This window comes from Ruegeria sp. ANG-S4, from assembly GCF_000814005.1.
Classification (GTDB): domain Bacteria; phylum Pseudomonadota; class Alphaproteobacteria; order Rhodobacterales; family Rhodobacteraceae; genus Ruegeria.
Map to the genome: position 1 here is coordinate 851,330 of NZ_JWLK01000001.1, position 17,491 is coordinate 868,820.

At 58.1% G+C, this 17,491-nt stretch carries 15 protein-coding genes; 10 read left to right on the forward strand and 5 right to left on the reverse strand.

What is annotated here, in order from left to right; all coding sequences use genetic code 11:
* Nucleotides 1-43: 43 nt before the first annotated feature.
* From RA28_RS04330 to RA28_RS04340, 3 genes are all read left to right on the forward strand, one after another.
* Entirely contained in the window at nucleotides 44-856 is an 813-nt protein-coding gene (locus RA28_RS04330; protein ID WP_039524051.1) for a TIGR00282 family metallophosphoesterase, read from the forward strand.
* Nucleotides 857-947: 91 nt separating this feature from the next.
* Complete coding sequence (locus tag RA28_RS04335) at nucleotides 948-2,726, forward strand: SLC13 family permease (protein ID WP_039524054.1); 1,779 nt, start codon at nucleotides 948-950, stop codon at nucleotides 2,724-2,726.
* 97 nt (nucleotides 2,727-2,823) lie between these two features.
* On the forward strand, nucleotides 2,824-3,573 hold the full coding sequence (locus RA28_RS04340; RefSeq protein ID WP_039524056.1) for a YbaY family lipoprotein: 750 nt from the start codon (nucleotides 2,824-2,826) through the stop codon (nucleotides 3,571-3,573).
* 10 nt (nucleotides 3,574-3,583) lie between these two features.
* On the opposite strand, the gene RA28_RS04345 is transcribed toward RA28_RS04340, so the two are convergent.
* The 4 genes from RA28_RS04345 to RA28_RS04360 form a co-directional block, all read right to left on the reverse strand.
* Entirely contained in the window at nucleotides 3,584-5,245 is a 1,662-nt protein-coding gene (locus RA28_RS04345; RefSeq protein WP_039524058.1) for an FAD-binding dehydrogenase, read from the reverse strand.
* Nucleotides 5,246-5,258: 13 nt separating this feature from the next.
* Nucleotides 5,259-6,116, reverse strand: coding sequence for a bile acid:sodium symporter family protein (locus RA28_RS04350; RefSeq protein ID WP_039524061.1), 858 nt, complete (start codon nucleotides 6,114-6,116; stop codon nucleotides 5,259-5,261).
* Between the two features lie 72 nt (nucleotides 6,117-6,188).
* Complete coding sequence (locus RA28_RS04355) at nucleotides 6,189-6,923, reverse strand: glutamine amidotransferase (protein WP_039524063.1); 735 nt, start codon at nucleotides 6,921-6,923, stop codon at nucleotides 6,189-6,191.
* A 16-nt stretch (nucleotides 6,924-6,939) separates the two neighbouring features.
* A complete protein-coding gene (locus RA28_RS04360) occupies nucleotides 6,940-8,712 on the reverse strand; it encodes an SLC13 family permease (RefSeq protein ID WP_039524066.1) in 1,773 nt (590 codons plus the stop codon).
* A gap of 110 nt (nucleotides 8,713-8,822) precedes the next feature.
* Between RA28_RS04360 and RA28_RS04365 the strand changes: the two genes are divergently transcribed.
* A complete protein-coding gene (locus RA28_RS04365; RefSeq protein WP_039524068.1) occupies nucleotides 8,823-9,563 on the forward strand; it encodes a YebC/PmpR family DNA-binding transcriptional regulator in 741 nt (246 codons plus the stop codon).
* A 160-nt stretch (nucleotides 9,564-9,723) separates the two neighbouring features.
* Complete coding sequence (locus RA28_RS04370) at nucleotides 9,724-10,992, forward strand: MFS transporter (RefSeq protein ID WP_039524071.1); 1,269 nt, start codon at nucleotides 9,724-9,726, stop codon at nucleotides 10,990-10,992.
* Nucleotides 10,993-11,000: 8 nt separating this feature from the next.
* On the opposite strand, the gene RA28_RS04375 is transcribed toward RA28_RS04370, so the two are convergent.
* Complete coding sequence (locus tag RA28_RS04375) at nucleotides 11,001-11,888, reverse strand: LysR family transcriptional regulator ArgP (protein WP_039524074.1); 888 nt, start codon at nucleotides 11,886-11,888, stop codon at nucleotides 11,001-11,003.
* Nucleotides 11,889-11,972: 84 nt separating this feature from the next.
* Between RA28_RS04375 and RA28_RS04380 the strand changes: the two genes are divergently transcribed.
* The 5 genes from RA28_RS04380 (at nucleotide 11,973) to betA (ending at nucleotide 17,428) form a co-directional block, all read left to right on the forward strand.
* A complete protein-coding gene (locus RA28_RS04380) occupies nucleotides 11,973-12,572 on the forward strand; it encodes a LysE/ArgO family amino acid transporter (RefSeq protein ID WP_039524076.1) in 600 nt (199 codons plus the stop codon).
* 39 nt (nucleotides 12,573-12,611) lie between these two features.
* On the forward strand, nucleotides 12,612-13,532 hold the full coding sequence (locus RA28_RS04385) for a DMT family transporter (RefSeq protein ID WP_039524078.1): 921 nt from the start codon (nucleotides 12,612-12,614) through the stop codon (nucleotides 13,530-13,532).
* 72 nt (nucleotides 13,533-13,604) lie between these two features.
* Complete coding sequence (gene betI, locus RA28_RS04390) at nucleotides 13,605-14,186, forward strand: choline-binding transcriptional repressor BetI (RefSeq protein ID WP_039524080.1); 582 nt, start codon at nucleotides 13,605-13,607, stop codon at nucleotides 14,184-14,186.
* On the forward strand, nucleotides 14,173-15,681 hold the full coding sequence (gene betC / locus RA28_RS04395; RefSeq protein WP_039524083.1) for a choline-sulfatase: 1,509 nt from the start codon (nucleotides 14,173-14,175) through the stop codon (nucleotides 15,679-15,681). Before betI ends, betC begins: the two co-directional genes overlap by 14 nt.
* Before the next feature lie 88 nt (nucleotides 15,682-15,769).
* A complete protein-coding gene (betA, locus tag RA28_RS04400; protein ID WP_039524086.1) occupies nucleotides 15,770-17,428 on the forward strand; it encodes a choline dehydrogenase in 1,659 nt (552 codons plus the stop codon).
* The last annotated feature ends 63 nt before the right edge of the window (nucleotides 17,429-17,491 follow it).

Genomic DNA, 17,491 nt, shown 5'->3' on the forward strand with positions numbered 1-17,491 from the left:
TAAGCACTTGTGCTTGTGAGATACCACACTTACGAGGGTTTGGATGAGGATATTGTTTCTTGGTGATGTGATGGGGCGCGCAGGTCGCGCTGCTGTGCAACAGCATTTGCCACGCCTGCGCAATGAGTGGCGGCTGGACTTCGTCGTGATCAATGGTGAAAACGCCTCGAATGGAATGGGCCTGTCCGGGGATCATGCGAAACTGCTGCTGGACGCCGGTGCCGATTGCCTGACGTTGGGCGATCATGCATTCGATCAAAAGGACATGCTGCAGTTTATCGAGACCGAACCGCGCATCGTGCGGCCGATCAACTTTGCCAAGGGCGCACCCGGACGCGGGCATCGGCTTTATACCGCGCCCGGGGGCCGAAAGGTTCTGGTCGCGCAAGTCTTGGGACAGGTGTTCATGAAACGCCCATTTGACGACCCTTTTTCGGCTATCGAACCGGTCCTCAAGGCGCATCCGCGCGGCGGACAGGCGCAGGCGATCATCGTCGATATGCATTGCGAGGCAACATCGGAAAAGATGGCGATGGGGCACTATTGCGACGGGCGCGTCAGTCTTGTGGTGGGGACGCACACCCATGTGCCGACGGCAGACGCGCAGGTGCTACCCGGCGGTACCGCCTATCTAACCGATGCAGGGATGTGCGGCGACTATGACTCGGTCATTGGCATGGACAAACTGGAACCAATGCGCCGTTTCATTACCGGCATGCCAAAGGCGCGGTTCACGCCAGCAAACGGCGACGCGACCCTGAGCGGTGTCTTTGTCGAGACGGATGACCGCGATGGGCATGCCAAAAGCATAAAAATGGTGCGCGTGGGCGGTCGATTGCAGCAGGCCGAACCCTGACAGGTATGTCGGGCTTGCCCTGTCGCACGCAATCGGGGACACTGAATGCAGGGCACACGTGCCAGGCTAGGGTTCGGACAGAATACCAAGAATGCAATTCCTTCAACTGACAGATATGGGCAGCGCAATACTGGCGCTGATGATTGTTGCAGGGATGTTTGTTATGTTCCTGCGCGAGGTCTATCCGACCGAGGTGGTCGCTATTGGTGGCGTCGCCCTCATGCTGATATCTGGCATTCTGCCTTATCAAAGCGCGCTGGCGGTTCTCTCCAACCCGGCGCCGTGGACCATCGCTGCGATGTTCATAATCATGGGCGCACTGGTCCGGACCGGGGCTTTGGACGCCTTCACATCGGTCGCGCAAAGGCAGGCCCAGGTGAACCCTCGCATTGCGATCGGCCTGCTTATGGCCTTTGTAATTGTCGCCTCGGCGGTTGTGTCGAACACGCCTGTCGTGGTCGTTATGATCCCGGTTTTTGTCCAGATCGCGCGGACGCTGGGTGTTCCGGCGTCAAAACTCCTGATTCCGCTAAGCTATGCCGCGATTTTGGGCGGCACGCTGACGTTGATCGGCACTTCCACGAACCTGTTGGTCGACGGTGTCGCACGCGCGGAAGGCATGGCCGCGTTTACTATCTTTGAGGTCACCCCGCTTGGAATTGCCTTGGTGATTTACGGCATGTTTTACCTGCGCTTCATCGCACCGTTTCTTCTGCCGGAACGGGACAGCATGGCCACGATGCTCAGCGACCGGTCCAAGATGAAGTTCTTCACCGAAGCTGTCATCCCGCCGGACAGTAACCTGATCGGGCGCGAGGTGACTGGTGTACAGCTGTTCAAAAGACCCGGCGTGCGCCTGATCGACGTTGTGCGCGGCGATGAATCGCTGCGCCGAAACCTCAAGGGCGTTGAGTTGAATGTCGGCGATCGTGTTGTTTTACGAACGGAAATGACCGAGTTGCTGAGTTTGCAAACGAACAAGGAACTCAAACGGGTCGACCAAGTCTCGGCGGTGGAAACCAAGACAGTCGAGGTTCTGATCACGCCGGGATGCCGTATGGTTGGCCGGACGTTGGGCGCGATGCGGTTGCGTCGCCGATATGGTGTTTATGTTCTGGCTGTTCATCGCCGAAACCAAAACATCGGGCGGCAATTGGACGATCTGGTTGTTCGCGTTGGCGATACGCTTTTGCTGGAGGGTGCGCCGGGAGACATTCAAAGGCTTGCCGCCGAAATGGATATGGTCGATGTCTCTCAACCTTCGGCCCGGGCATTCCGGCGCAGCCACGCGCCGATTGCGATTGGCGCATTGATTGGGATCGTGGCACTGGCCGCGCTCGGAATCGCACCGATCCTTCTGTTGTCAGTCGTTGCCGTTGCTGTTGTTTTGATGTCCCGGTGCATCGACGCAGACGAAGCGTTTTCCTTTGTAGAAGGCCGCCTGTTGGCGTTGATTTTTGCAATGCTCGCCATTGGCGCCGCGCTGGGCGAGTCCGGCGCGGTTTCTTTGATCGTCGAAGCGGTCGCGCCGGGTCTGAGCGCCTTGCCACCGTTCCTGATCATCTGGGCCGTATATTTACTGACTTCGGTTTTGACGGAATTGGTGTCGAACAATGCTGTTGCCGTCGTTGTTACGCCCATCGCGATTGGCTTGGCCGAAGCTGTTGGGATTGACCCGCGCCCGCTGGTGGTGGCGGTAATGGTCGCCGCCTCCGCATCGTTTGCGACACCTATCGGGTATCAGACGAACATGATGGTTTATGGTCCTGGCGGCTATCGCTTCACGGATTTTCTTAAAGTCGGTGTGCCACTGAACCTGACCGTTGGTTTGTTGGCGTCTTTATTGATTCCGCTGATCTGGCCGTTGTGAGATCGGCGCAGAACCGCTGATTTTTTGGGCCACTCATTGTAAAGTCATAATATCTCACGATCTTTGAGTCGTGAATTGTACGAAAAGGAATAAACCCATGGCCAAAACAGGACAAACTGTACTGAGTGCCGCTGCATTCGCGGTGGTCATTGGTTCGACTGCCTTTGCCGGATCTATCGAAGGCACAGCAACCTATCGCGAGCGGATCGCGGTTATGCCGGACACCACGCTTTATGTGGAACTGCTGGATGTGTCCCGCGCTGATGCGCCTTCCGTGACGCTGTCTTCGCAACGCTATGCTCTGACTGGAGTGCCCGCTCCGTTTACGCTTACTTACGATGATGCGCTGATCCAAGAAGGGATGCGCTACAGCGTCAGGGCGACGATTGCCCAAGGCGACAAGATGCTGATGACCACCGATCAGGTCTATCCGGTTCTGACAAACGGGGCCGGGAGCCAAGCAGACCTAGTATTGGTTCAAGCCAGTGGTTCCGGCGGTCAGGGGGCAGCCATGCTTGAGAACAGCAAATGGACGGCCGTCGGGATATATGGCGACGTGGTGAACGCAGAACGCCAGCCGCAGATCGAGTTTGCCGAGGGTGGCGCATTTGGTGGTACGGGCGGATGCAATCGGTTTTCCGGGCAGGCCGAGATTTCCGGAGCGATGATTGACTTTCCGGACAACATGGCCGCGACCCTTATGGCATGCCCGCCTGCGTTGGAAGAGGTCGAAAAGCAGTTCTTTGATGCATTGCAGAAGGTACAAACCTACGCGGTCGCCGGGGACAGCCTTGTGTTCTTGGACGGGGCAGGGGAACCGGTTCTGAAGTTCGTCCGCACGCCGTAAGTCTGAACAATCAAGCAACGGCCCGCGACCGGCCCGCGTTGCGGCCAGAGAAAATGCACCCGCCTAAGAATGTGCCTTCCAGCGCGTTGTAACCGTGGTAGCCGCCGCCGCCAAAACCGGCAACTTCGCCTGCGGCGTAGAGGCCGGGAATTACCTGACCGTCGGCGCCGACCATCTGGCTGTCCAGATTGGTTTGCAGCCCACCAAGGGTCTTGCGGGTCAGAACGTGCAGCTTTACCGCGATCAACGGCCCGTTTGCCGGGTCGAGAAACCGATGCGGTTTGGCTGTGCGGATCAATCTGTCCCCACGATAGTTGCGTGCAGCAAGGATCGCCATCATCTGCGCGTCCTTTGCAAAGGGGTTGTCCACCTGAGAATCCCGCGCCTCGATCTGTGCGCGCAAATGTGCCTCGTCTATCAAGCCGCCGCCCAGATGGTTCATGCCGGTCACCAACTCGGTCAACGTGTTGGCGACCACGAAATCCTCACCCTTTTCCTTGAAAGCCTCGACCGGCGCGGTGGCTTTCGACCCTGAAAGAACCCGCTGTCGGATGACTTCTTTCCAACTGCCGGATGTAAAGTCTGGGTTCTGCTCGGAACCGGACAACGCAAACTCTTTTTTGATGACCTTCTGCGTCAGAACAAACCAACTGTATTCATAGCCGGTTTTCAGGATCTCCCGCAGCGTCCCCAAAGTATCGAATCCGGGCAGACAGGGCGGTTGCAAGCGGTTCCCGCGGGCGTCAAACCACATCGAACTTGGCCCGGGCAGGATGCGGATGCCGTGCGCTGGCCAGATCGGGTCCCAGTTGCGCACGCCTTCGGTGTAATGCCACATACGGTCGCCGTTGATCACATGACCGCCAGCCTTTTCGCTGATCGGGATCATTCGGCCATCTACGTGGAACGGAACGCCTGCCACCATGTCCTGAGGCGGCTCTCCGAGACGGTCACGCGGCCAATTCCTTCGCACCATTTCAAAGTTTCCGCCAATCCCACCGGATGTGACGATGATCGAAGGGGCGTAAACCTCGAATTCCCCGACCTCGTCCCGGTTGGTCTTGCCGCCGCGCTGGGCATCGTCTTCGGCCAGAACCTCGCCGGAAACGCCTTTGGCCGCGCCGTTTTGCATGATGATGTGGCTGACTTGGTGGCGGAATTTCAGTTCGATAAGTCCGGCCTGCTCGTGTTCCCTGACCCGTCTTATGAAATGCTCGAGCACGCCGGGCCCTGTTCCCCAGGTGATGTGAAAGCGTGGAACCGAATTGCCGTGACCTTCGGCGAAAGAACCCCCGCGTTCGGCCCAGCCGACGACGGGAAACCAACGCAGGCCCATCTGATAGAGCCAGGGCCGCATTTCGCCGGCAGCAAACTCTACATAGGCTTCTGCCCATTTACGCGGCCAAAGATCCTCATCGCGATCAAATTGGGCGCTTCCCATCCAGTCGTGCAAGGCCAGACCGTGGCTGTCCCGAATGCCCATTCTGCGCTGTTCCGGCGTATCGACCATAAAGAGCCCACCAAGGCTCCAAAATGCCTGACCACCCAAAAAATGCCCGGGCTCCTGATCCAGCACGATTACCTTTTTGCCGCGATCGCCCAGTTCCGCTGCCGCCGCCAGACCGGCAAGACCGCCGCCCACGACAATCGCGTCCGCAGAGTTTTTGGTCATTTCGTTTCCCTTTTTATCGGTTGCGGAACCAGATCAGGAACGGGATGGCCACGACATACATCATGATCCCATAAACGGCCGAAGGCAGGGCAAGCGGGCTAAAGCCGCTTTCCGTCCCGGTGATCAACGCAGCCAACGTGATGCCCATCGTTCCGTTTTGAATGCCTGTTTCGATCGAAATCGTCTTGCTCTCGGTCCAGGAAAGTTTTGCGGCACGCGCCAGTCCAAGGCCAATCAACAGCAAGGCCACGTTCAATGTGATCAGCCCAGCACCCATGATGCCAAGGTTGTCGACGAAAATGCTCCAGTTTCCGGCCAATGCGGCAATGACGATCAGAACAAAAAGGACAGTCGCAAGCCGCGAGAGTGGAACATCAATCCGGTTTGCAAACCCCGTTGCAAAGCTGCGAATTGTCACGCCAATCGCCACAGGCAGCGTTGTGATCAGGAACATGGCGATAGCCAGGCCGCTGATTGATACCTCGGGGGCGTTCTCGCCCATGAAATGGGCCACCGACCACGCGGCAAGGATCGGCACGGTCAACACCGAAAGCAGGCTGATGACCGCGGTCAGGCTCACCGACAAGGCGACATCGCCTTTCGCCAGTTTTGACAAAATGTTGCTGGTAACACCGCCGGGACAAAAGCTGAGCAGCATGAAGCCGACGGCAATTTCCGGCGGAAGACCGAACAATTTGACCGTCGCGAAGGCGGCCACAGGAAGCAGAACAACCTGACACAGCGCGCCAATCGCGAATGGGTATTTTCGCCCCAGAACGCGACGAAAATCAGCGACCTCCAGTCCGACACCCAAAGACAACATGATTATGGCCAACGACAATGGCAGGCCGACATTGATAAGCAGATCCAAGAACAACTCCTCCCCAAGCCGTCCTGTCCAGCCTAAGCGAGGGGCGGAGGGGCAGGCAACCGCTCCGTTAGGTCACGCGTAACGTTCGACGAAGCGCCGCAGGATTTCGCCGGGTTGGGTCACGTCCGCAGCGTGGCAAACATCTATCAGTGATTGCGCATCTTCAGGCGGGAAATAGCCATGTTCTTTGTAGATATAGATCCGCTGTTCAAAATCCTTGGCGTCGGCCTCGGGGTGGAACTGCGTGGCATAGACGTTTTCGCCCCAGCGGATCATCTGAATGGGGCAGGCATCGGACGCTACCAGATGCACGCACCCTTGGGGCAGGGCTTGAACGGCCTCTTTATGGCCGACGAACGCATCAAATTTCGGTTGCAGGTCGCGGGTCAGCGGATCTTGTCGGCCATCCTCGGTCAGACGGCACGCGGACGGCCCAACGGGCTCGCTGAATTGCCTTTTGCTGACGTCGCCGCCCAGATGCGCAGCCAGTATACCCAGCCCATAGCAACATCCCATGAACGGGTGATCCTGCCCAGTGATCTGAGGCATCAGCCCCATGATCGTGTTCTCGATCTTGGCGTCCAGGGGGGATTTGGCTGCCGGATCATCGCTGACGCATCCGGGGCCGCCGCCGACAATGACACCGGCGTAATCGGTCACATCCAAGCCCACAGGCAGGTTTTCGCAATCCAGCCGGATTCGATGCGTTTGATCGGGCGACAGTCCGCTCCGGTTGAGGATCGAGGCGAATTCGGCGTCGGACGCATCGGTCTCGGGACGCAGCTGCAGGATAAGAAAGCGTTTCATAGGCGGCTCTTACCCGTCAAAGCGGCCAAAATACAAGAATGGCGGGGATGGAAACCGCAATGATCAGAACTTCAAGCGGTAGACCCATGCGCCAGTAGTCGCCAAACCTGTAGCCACCGGGACCCAGAACCAACGTATTGTTCTTATGCCCAATCGGGGTCAGGAAAGCCGCAGATGCCGCAACCGCGACTGTCATCAGGAACGGATCGGGCGAAACCTCAAGCGTGCGCGCCATCTGGATACCCACGGGGGCTGCGACTATTGCTGTTGCGGTGTTGTTCAGCACGTCTGACAGGGTCATGGTGACCACCATCAACACCGTGAGTATGGCCCAGGCCGGTAAACCGTTCGTCAGCTGAATCAATGCGTTCGCGATCAATTCTGTTCCGCCCGACGTTTCCAGCGCACTGCCCAAAGGGATCATTGACCCCAAAAGCACAACCACGGGCCATTCGATATGATTGTAGATGTCAGCGATAGGCATGATCTTGGTCAGAACATACGCAATCACCACCAACCCCAGCGCCACGGGAAGATAGATAAGACCAACGCTGGCCGCCAGAACGGCGGCGGCGAACAATCCGATGGCGAGCCAAGCCTTGTCATTTGCGGTGACGCTCAAACCGCGTTCCGCCAACGGCAAGCAGCCGAGCCATTCGGTCACATCCGCTCCGCGATCACGCGGGCAGAGCAACAACAGAATGTCACCCGGCTGCACGTCTGTTTTGCGGACCTGACTTGTGATCCGTCGACCCTGCCGCGAAATTCCCATCAGAACGGTGCTCTGCCGCCAGGCCAAACCAAGGGCCTGCGCGGTGCGCCCGTTGATGCGGGCGCTTTCGGGAACAACGACTTCAATCACCTCAAGCCCGTCGCCCTCTGCCGTAAGCAGTTCCTGTCTGCGCGAGTCCGAGAAATCCAGATTGAGCGCCGCGCGGAATTCATCCAATGCTTCGGGCTTGGCTTCCAGAACCAGTGCGTCGCCTTCGCGCAGGATCGCGTTTGCAGCCCGTCCGTATCGACGTTTCCCGTCGCGGATCATGCCGATAATGGCCACGTCGGACTTTTCCGCCGTGTCGTAGAGTTCCGCAACGCGCTTGCCGATATGGGCAGACCCGGCCGGTATCGTCAGTTCGGCAATGTAATCCGCCAGAACTTCCGAGGTTTCTTTTTCCGCGCCTCGGTCAGGCAGTAATCGCCAGCCGATCAGGGCGACAAAGGTCAGACCGGCAATCGCGGCAAGCCCGCCAACCGGGGCAAAATCGAACATGCGGAATGGCTCACCCAGTGTTTCCGCCCGGATGGATGCGATGATGATGTTTGGCGGGGTACCAATCAACGTCGCCATGCCGCCCAGGATCGTGGCGAAACTCAGCGGCATGAGGCTGAGGCCCACCGAACGACCTGCCTTGCGCGCGGTTTGGATGTCCACCGGCATCAAAAGGGCCAGCGCCGCGACGTTGTTCATGAAGGCTGACAGCACCGCTCCGATCCCGCCCATCAGCGCGATGTGAGCGCCCAGACCGCGGGATGCATCGACCAGGGTGCGCGTGATCAAAAACACCGCGCCGGATCGGACAAGTCCGGCCGAGACGACCAGAACCAGTGCCACAATGATTGTTGCGGGGTGGCCAAATCCGGAAAACGCATTGTCGACCGATACCACCCCCAGGACCACGCCAATCATCAATGCGGCAAAGGCAACCAGATCGTACCGAAAGCGCCCCCATAGCAGCATTCCGAATACACTGATGAAAAGGGCAAAAAGAATAATCTGATCCGTCGTCATACCGCCACCATAACTGCGGAAACGATCCGAACAAGCCGGTGTCTTGATCCTGCCCCTTGCAAACGTCTATATGAGCGCCAATTACGCAACCACGATGACGAGGACGCAACATGGCAGGCCACTCAAAATGGGCCAATATCCAGCACCGTAAGGGGCGTCAGGACGCCGCGCGGTCCAAGCTGTTTTCCAAACTTTCAAAAGAGATCACCGTTGCCGCCAAGATGGGTGACCCTGATCCGGATAAAAACCCGCGTCTGCGTCTGGCGGTGAAAGAGGCCAAGTCGAACTCGGTGCCCAAGGACGTGATTGACCGCGCCATCAAGAAATCTGTAGCGGGCGAAGGCGAAGAATACGAGGAAATCCGGTACGAAGGCTACGGTCCCAATGGTGTTGCGGTGATTGTCGAGACCATGACCGACAACAGAAACCGAACCGCATCGACGGTGCGTTCGACCTTCTCAAAAAATGGCGGCAACCTGGGCGAGACCGGCTCGGTCGGGTTCATGTTCGACCGAAAGGGTGAGGTCGTGTATCCCTCCGAAGCAGGCGATGCGGATACAATCTTCGAGGCGGCGATCGAAGCGGGCGCCGAAGATGTCGAAAGCTCTGATGACGGCCACATTATCTGGTGCGCGGATACCGATCTGAACGAAGTGTCCAACGCTTTGGAAGGCGCATTGGGCGAGTCTGAATCGACCAAGCTGGTCTGGAAACCGACCACAACGACCGAGCTGGGTCTTGAGGACATGCAAAAGCTGATGAAGCTGGTCGATGCGCTTGAAGATGACGACGACGTTCAACGCGTGACAACCAACTTCGAGGCAACCGACGAGGTGATGGCCCAGCTTTAAGCCGTGCCAACCTGTGACATTGAAAACCCCGGTAATGCACCGGGGTATTTCGTGTGATCAATGGGTTCTTGGCCGCCGGAGCGAATGTGGATACATTTCATTCGACGCGTTGGTTCGGTCGAATGGTCGATAGACGTGCGACCACGGCACAGGCAGGCTCATGACGGACAAATCCCCTGATCCGGCAAAACGGAATGTTCCGGTTCTCGCCGGGCAAAGCATCCTGTCCCAGATCGCATGGACCTTGGGCAGCCCGTCGGTGGTTTTGCCTTTTCTGGCGGTTTCGCTGGAAATGCCTATGTTTCTGGCTGGCGCTTTGGTCTCCGTCCGCATGACCGGCAGTATGATCGCCGACGTCTTTCTGGCGCAGAATATCGCGTCGCGGGAGCGGAAGAAGCGTGCAATCGCGCTGACCGAGATTGCCATCGGTGCCTGTCTTGTTATGGCCGTGGCCGTGGCGGCAACAGGCGTCGTTCCGGTCATCGCTGTGGCCTTCGTCTCGGCGTTTCTTTTGATCGGGCTGATCGAGGAAATTCAATCCCTCATGTTTACCGATTTACTTGGGGACCACGTGAAGTCCAGACACCGAATGGTGATGCACTACCTGCAGCTTGGCGCGGGCGGTTTGGGCGCGATTGGTTTGGCATTGCTGATCCATCAGATCATGAAGGACAACCCACCGTTTTCACGGCATTCTGCCGTCATCGCTGCCTCGGTTGCGTTTTTCGTGCTGTCCGGCCTTTCCATCCTTGCCATGTCTGAAGCCGCGAAGAAAACGCCAGAAACCCAACATCCAAGGAAAAAGCGCAAGCTGTCCGAGAATTTCACCAACATTTTGAACATGTTCGATCAACCTTGGTTTCGTCGCTACATGGTCATGCGCATGCCGTTGGTGGTTGTGTCATTGTCGGTCCCGTTCTTCGCATTGATCGCGGCTGAGGCGCATCACAGTTCGGCCAAAGGGCTTACCGCAATGATCATATCGTCGGCATCGGGGTATCTGGTGTCCGCCCCGTTGTGGCAGGCGGTCAATATGAAATCGCATCGTGCCGTCATGGTAACGGGCACTTTGCTGGTGGCTGCGACCGGGTTTGCGCTGGTGGTTGTTCATTATTTGGATGCCGATCACGACGTGCACCTGCATGCGATCGCGCTGTTTGTTGTTACCGTCGCAGTGACTGGCGTCAGCAGTGCTCGCAAGCTCTATTTCCTGGATGTCGCCCCCAAGGATCAACGTGTGCAAGGGGCCGCAGCGATCAAAAGCCTGTGCCGAATAACCGCCGTCGTTCTGTCATCAATTCTGGCGACCGTGGCGCATATGCACGAGGTCTCGCTGGCCATCCTGTTCATTTGTCTGGTCAGCATTTTCGCTGCAATCACCTGTTATCGCGTCGTGGTTCCGAAACGGGATGAGGCGCAGGCGACCTGAGCCGTGGGTCAATCCGGGGCCAACATGACCTCTGCGGCCGCGCGCCGAACGGAACGGGTCAGGGGGGCAAGGGCCGGGGCCAGAATGCGCCCGACCTGCCAGGTTAGCGGAACGTCTAGCGGCGCATCCGGGATCACCTCTTGCAGGTTGCCACCCTCGATCCACGGGCGCGCCAGCGGTTCCGGGTTCATGCCCCATCCAAGGCCTGAGGCTGCGGCCTCGAGAAACCCTTGCGTGGACGGCAAAAAATGCGTCGGTGGCGACAGACGTGCGCCCGCTCGTTCCTTAATCCAGACCGTCTGCAAGTTGTCCTTTTGGTTGAACGTCAGACAGGGCGCGCGGGAAAGGGCCTCTTTGGTTGCCCCATGGGCGAACCACTTGGCAACAAATTCGGGGCTGGCCGTTGCCAGATAGCGCAGGTTGCCCAAAGCAAACGCGTCGCAACCCGTGATGGTTTGCCCGCCGACGGTTACTGCTGCACTGACCTCGCCGCGTCGCAGCCATTCCGCCGAATGGTCCTGATCGTCGATCACCAAATCGAACAGCATGCCGTCCACGTGCTTCATCGCGTTGATGAACCAGATCGCCAAAGCATCGGCCGGAACGGCGATCCGGGCCCGAGCCGGGCCCGTTTCGTCCCGGTGGGTCAGTTCGCGCTCAAGCTGCGCTTCAAGCAGCCCAATGTCATCGGCGTGACGCGAAATCCGCATTCCAACCTCGGTGCCGACACAGGGCGATCCGCGATGGATCAGGGTGGCTCCGACCCGGTCCTCCAATGCCTTGATCCGCTGAGAAATGGCTGATGGTGTCACCGCCAGTTCCGCGGCGGCAGCCTCAAAACTGCCAAGGCGCAGAATAGCAGACAAGGCAGACAGGTGTTGGGGGTCGAGCCACATTAGAAGAACTTATCCATGATTACTTTCTTTAATTTGATAGATGCGCACGCGCCCGTTAGTCAACGCCGACGTACAGGAGGTTTCATGACGACATCTTTGATTGCCGGTTTCGCCCTCGGGTTCAGCCTTATCCTGGCCATCGGCGCACAGAACGCCTTTGTCTTGCGGCAGGGTCTGCGGCGAGAGCATGTCTTTGTCCTGTGCCTGACATGCGCTGTCTCGGACGCCATTCTGATCGCCGCCGGGGTCGCGGGCTTTGGAACGCTGGCGCAAGCCGCGCCTTGGTTTGAAACGGTCATGCGATATGGCGGCGCCGTATTCCTGATCTGGTACGGGTTGCGCAGTTTCTGGTCGGCTTGGCAAGGGGGGTCGGTCATGGAGGTCGGCGAGGGCCAACGATCGAGCCTGCGCGCCGTATTGCTGACGGTTCTGGCGTTCACATGGCTCAACCCGCATGTCTATCTGGATACGGTAGTTCTGATCGGGTCAATTTCAGCGCAGTACGAAAACCAGTTGGGTTTTGCCATCGGAGCGATGATTTCCAGCTTTGTCTTTTTCTTTTCGCTGGGCTACGGCGCGGGCGTGTTGTCTCCAGTCTTTGCGCGCGCACGCGCGTGGCAGGTTCTGGATATCCTGATTGGCGTCGTCATGCTGGGTATCGCCGCGAAACTTGTTACCATGTGAAGGGTTGTCGATCACCGAGATTAGGTGTTCAACACACCCATGAGTTTGCCAGATGACCAATCGCGCCCGCTTGCGGGAATGTTCTGGATGTTTGCCGCGGGTCTTTCGTTTGTCGCGATGACCGCGCTGGTCAAGTCACTCGGAACCACGATGAACCCGATTCAGGCGGCGTTTTTGCGGTATGCGCTTGGACTGGTTTTCTTGCTGCCCGCGATACCCGCAATTCTGAACACCCGGATGACCCGCCGCAACGTGACCTTGTTCGGAGTGCGTGGAGTCATACATGCGGCGGCGGTGATGCTGTGGTTCTTTGCCATGACCCGCATTCCCTTGGCCGAAGTGACCGCGATGAATTACATGACGCCCGTCTATGTGACCTTGGGTGCCGCCTTGTTTTTGGGTGAAAAACTGGCCATTCGCAGGATTGCCGCAATCGGAGTTGCGCTGGTGGGGGTTCTCATCATCCTGCGACCGGGTTTCAGAGAGGTCTCGCCCGGCCACATCGCCATGCTTGGCACGTCGCTGACACTGGGTGGGTCCTATCTTCTGGCCAAGGTGATGGTGCGTGATATACGTCCGTCCGTCGTGGTCGCGCATCTTTCGATCTGGGTGACGGTTGCCCTGATACCTTTCGCCATAGCGGTGTGGCAGCCGCCAAGCCTGCGCGATATTGGAATTTTGTTTCTAATCGCCAGTTTTGCCACCGCTGGGCATTACTTCATGACCTTGGCGTTACAGGCAGCGCCGGTCGCAGTAACGCAGCCGGTGACCTTCCTTCAATTGATCTGGGCTACGCTGCTTGGCGCACTGGTCTTTCACGAACGGGTTGACATGTGGGTCGTATCCGGAGGTACGCTCATCCTTGCCGCAGTCAGCTTTATTGCCTGGCGCGAGGCAGTCCTGAAACGAACGGGAAATGTCCCGCCGCCGGGTTCGGAATCTCCGCCATCGCGTCCTTGAAAGGTTGTTGATTGACGAGTCAATAAAAACCTCTTAGCTTTTCAACGCAATGGGTAAGGCAGAGGTGCTGGGATGCCGAAACTTGGAATGGAGCCGATCCGGCGGGACGCGATTGTAAAAGCGACAATTGCCGAGCTTGGCGTCAAGAAATCCCTTGATGTCACAGTCAGCCAGATCGCAAAGCGTGCAGGAATGTCCAGCGCGTTGGCGCATCATTATTTCGGTGGGAAGGATCAGATTTTTCTGGCCGCCATGCGCCAGATTCTGACTGATTTCGGTGCCGAGGCACGTCAGCAGCTAAGGTCTGCGGGGCCGAACGAACGCCCAAGCGCGATCATTCGCGCCTGTTTTGCGCCCTCTTGTTTTACGCCGGACGTCATCGCAGCGTGGATGACTTTCTACGTTCTGGCCCAGACAAACGATGATGCGCTGCGCTTGTGGAGAATTTATCAGGCACGCATCCGGTCCAATCTGGTCGATGCCCTGCGTCCGCTGATCAGTGATCCGGTCGAGGCCGCCGAAGATATGATCGCCCTGATCGACGGGCTGTACATCCGCGCGGCGCTCAACGCGCCGCAAGAGCCGAAACTGGCTGAAAACCATGCGTTGCGCGTTCTCGCAACGTTTCTAAAGGTGAATAATGACAAAACCTAATATTCTGATCCTGATGGTGGATCAGCTGAACGGTACCCTCTTTCCCGATGGTCCGGCAGACTGGCTGCACGCGCCCAACCTGAAAAAGCTGGCCGCACGTTCAACGCGGTTTGCAAATGCGTACACGGCTTCGCCGCTTTGTGCGCCGGGCCGGGCGAGTTTCATGTCCGGGCAATTGCCGTCGCGCACAGGCGTTTATGACAACGCAGCGGAATTTCGCAGCGACATTCCCACTTATGCGCATCATTTGCGCCGCGCGGGCTACTACACCTGCCTGTCCGGCAAGATGCACTTTGTCGGTCCGGACCAGTTGCACGGCTTCGAAGATCGTTTGACCACAGACATCTACCCTGCCGATTTTGGCTGGACGCCTGATTACCGCAAGCCCGGTGAACGGATTGACTGGTGGTATCACAACATGGGCTCGGTTACGGGTGCGGGCATCGCCGAAATCTCCAACCAGATGGAATATGACGACGAAGTTGCCTATCACGCCAAGGCGAAACTCTACGATCTGGCGCGGGGAAAAGATGACCGCCCCTGGAGCATGACAGTCAGCTTTACCCATCCGCACGACCCGTATGTCGCGCGCAAGAAATACTGGGATCTGTACGAGGACTGCAACCACCTGCTGCCAAAGGTTGCGGACCTGGGCTATGAAAATCAAGATCCGCACTCCAAGCGCATCTTTGACGCGAATGATTGGCGCAGTTTCGACATCACCGAAGACGATATCCGCAAATCCCGCCGCGCTTATTTCGCCAATATCTCTTATCTGGACGACAAGATCGGCGAGATCCTCGAGGTGCTGGAAGCAACCCGGCAAGAGGCGATCATTCTCTTCGTCTCAGACCATGGCGACATGCTGGGCGAGCGGGGCCTGTGGTTCAAAATGAACTTCTACGAAGGCTCAGCGCGCGTGCCGCTGATGATCTCGGCTCCGGACCTGCCTGCGGGTCTGATCGAAACACCCGTTTCGACAATCGACGTGACCCCGACGCTGGGCTCACTTGCCGGAGTTGATATGGCCGAAATCGAACCGTGGACGGACGGCGAAGATCTGGTTCCGTTGGCGCAGGGCATCGAACGCACCGCCCCGGTTGCGATGGAATACGCGGCAGAGGCTTCTTATGCGCCTCTTGTTTCCCTGCGATATGGCAAGTGGAAGTACAACCGCTGCGCGCTGGACCCCGATCAACTGTTTGATCTTGAAGCCGACCCGCTCGAGCGGACCAATCTCGCGGATCATACAGAACACGTTGGAACCCTGCAAACCCTGAAAGCCAAGTCCGAAGCCCGATGGGATCTTGACCGCTTTGATGCCGATGTGCGCGCCAGCCAGGCGCGCCGCTGGGTCGTCTACGAGGCGCTGCGGCAAGGCGGCTATTACCCATGGGACTATCAGCCGCTGCAAAAAGCGTCGGAACGCTACATGCGCAACCATATGGACCTGAACATTGTCGAGGACAGCCAGCGCTTCCCGCGCGGCGAGTAACCTCTTCATCTTTTTGAAAATACTCCCGCCGGAGGCGACGAGATTATGCGACGGATAATCTCGGCTGGCGGGTACAGGAGACCCGAAAATGGAAGCTGATTTTGTCATCGTCGGCGCAGGATCCGCCGGGTGCGCGATGGCCTACCGGCTGAGCGAGGCTGGTGCGTCAGTTCTGGTGATCGAACATGGCGGGACCGACATGGGCCCGTTTATCCAGATGCCCGCCGCGCTTAGTTATCCAATGAACATGGCGCGGTATGACTGGGGCTACAGATCCGAGCCGGAACCCCATCTGAACAATCGACGACTGGCCTGTCCGCGCGGCAAGGTGATCGGAGGTTCGTCATCCATCAACGGAATGGTCTATGTGCGCGGTCACGCACGTGACTTCGACACCTGGTCCGAAATGGGCGCGGACGGCTGGTCCTATGCGGATGTCCTGCCCTACTACAAACGCATGGAGACATGGCACGACGGCGGTCATGGCGGTGATCCGCAATGGCGTGGTACCGACGGACCGCTTCATGTCTCGCGCGGCCCGCGGGAAAACCCCTTGTTTCAGGCTTTTGTCGATGCGGGAAAGCAGGCCGGCTACGAAATGACCGGCGACTACAACGGTGAAAAGCAAGAGGGTTTCGGCCCAATGGAACAGACCGTCTGGAAAGGACGGCGCTGGTCTGCCGCGAACGCCTATCTCAAGCCTGCGCTCCAGCGCGACAATTGCGATATCGTCCGGGGTCTTGCCTCGCGCGTTGTTTTCGAAAGCGGGCGCGCGACCGGCGTTGAACTGATCCGTGGCGGCAAGCCGGAAGTCATCCGCGCCCGGCGCGAAGTGGTGATCGCCGCATCATCAATCAACTCGCCCAAGTTGTTGATGCTGTCCGGGGTTGGGCCTGCAGCGCATCTGGCCGAGCATGGTATCGACGTGATCGCGGATCGCCCCGGCGTGGGCGCAAATTTGCAGGATCACCTTGAACTCTACATCCAGCAGGCGTCAAAAAAGCCGATCACGCTTTACAAGCACTGGAACCTTATCAGTAAGGGCATAATCGGGGCGCAGTGGCTATTCACCAAAACAGGTCTTGGGGCGTCGAACCAGTTCGAAAGTGCCGCGTTCATTCGCTCAAAACCGGGCGTGGAATACCCTGATATCCAGTATCATTTCCTTCCCATCGCAGTGCGATATGACGGGCAGGCGGCCGCTGAAGGACATGGTTTTCAGGCCCATGTGGGGCCGATGCGTTCGCCGTCGCGCGGGACCGTGACGCTGCGCTCGGACAAACCAGAAGATGCGCCCCTGATCCGCTTCAACTACATGAGCCACGAGCAGGATTGGGAGGATTTCCGAACCTGTATTCGTTTAACGCGCGAGATTTTCGGACAAGCTGCGTTCGAGCCTTTCGCGGGCAAGGAAATCCAACCCGGTGCAGATGTGCAGACAGACGCAGAGCTAAACGGTTTCATCGCCGAGCACGCCGAGAGCGCCTACCACCCGTGTGGTACATGCCGGATGGGCCGCGCCGATGACAAAAACGCCGTGGTGGACCCGCAAGGCCGCGTGATTGGTGTGGATGGCCTGCGCGTTGCAGACAGTTCGGTTTTCCCACAAATCACCAATGGAAACCTGAATGCGCCGTCCATCATGGTCGGGGAAAAGGTGTCCGATCACTTGTTGGGGAAAGACGCCTTGCCTAAGGCAAATGACCGTCCGTGGATTCACCCGGAATGGGAAGCAAGTCAGCGGTAATTTGATCCGCGTCAAAGTGCGTTGTGGGCAGGGCGAATAGACCTGACTTGCGACGAAAAAAAC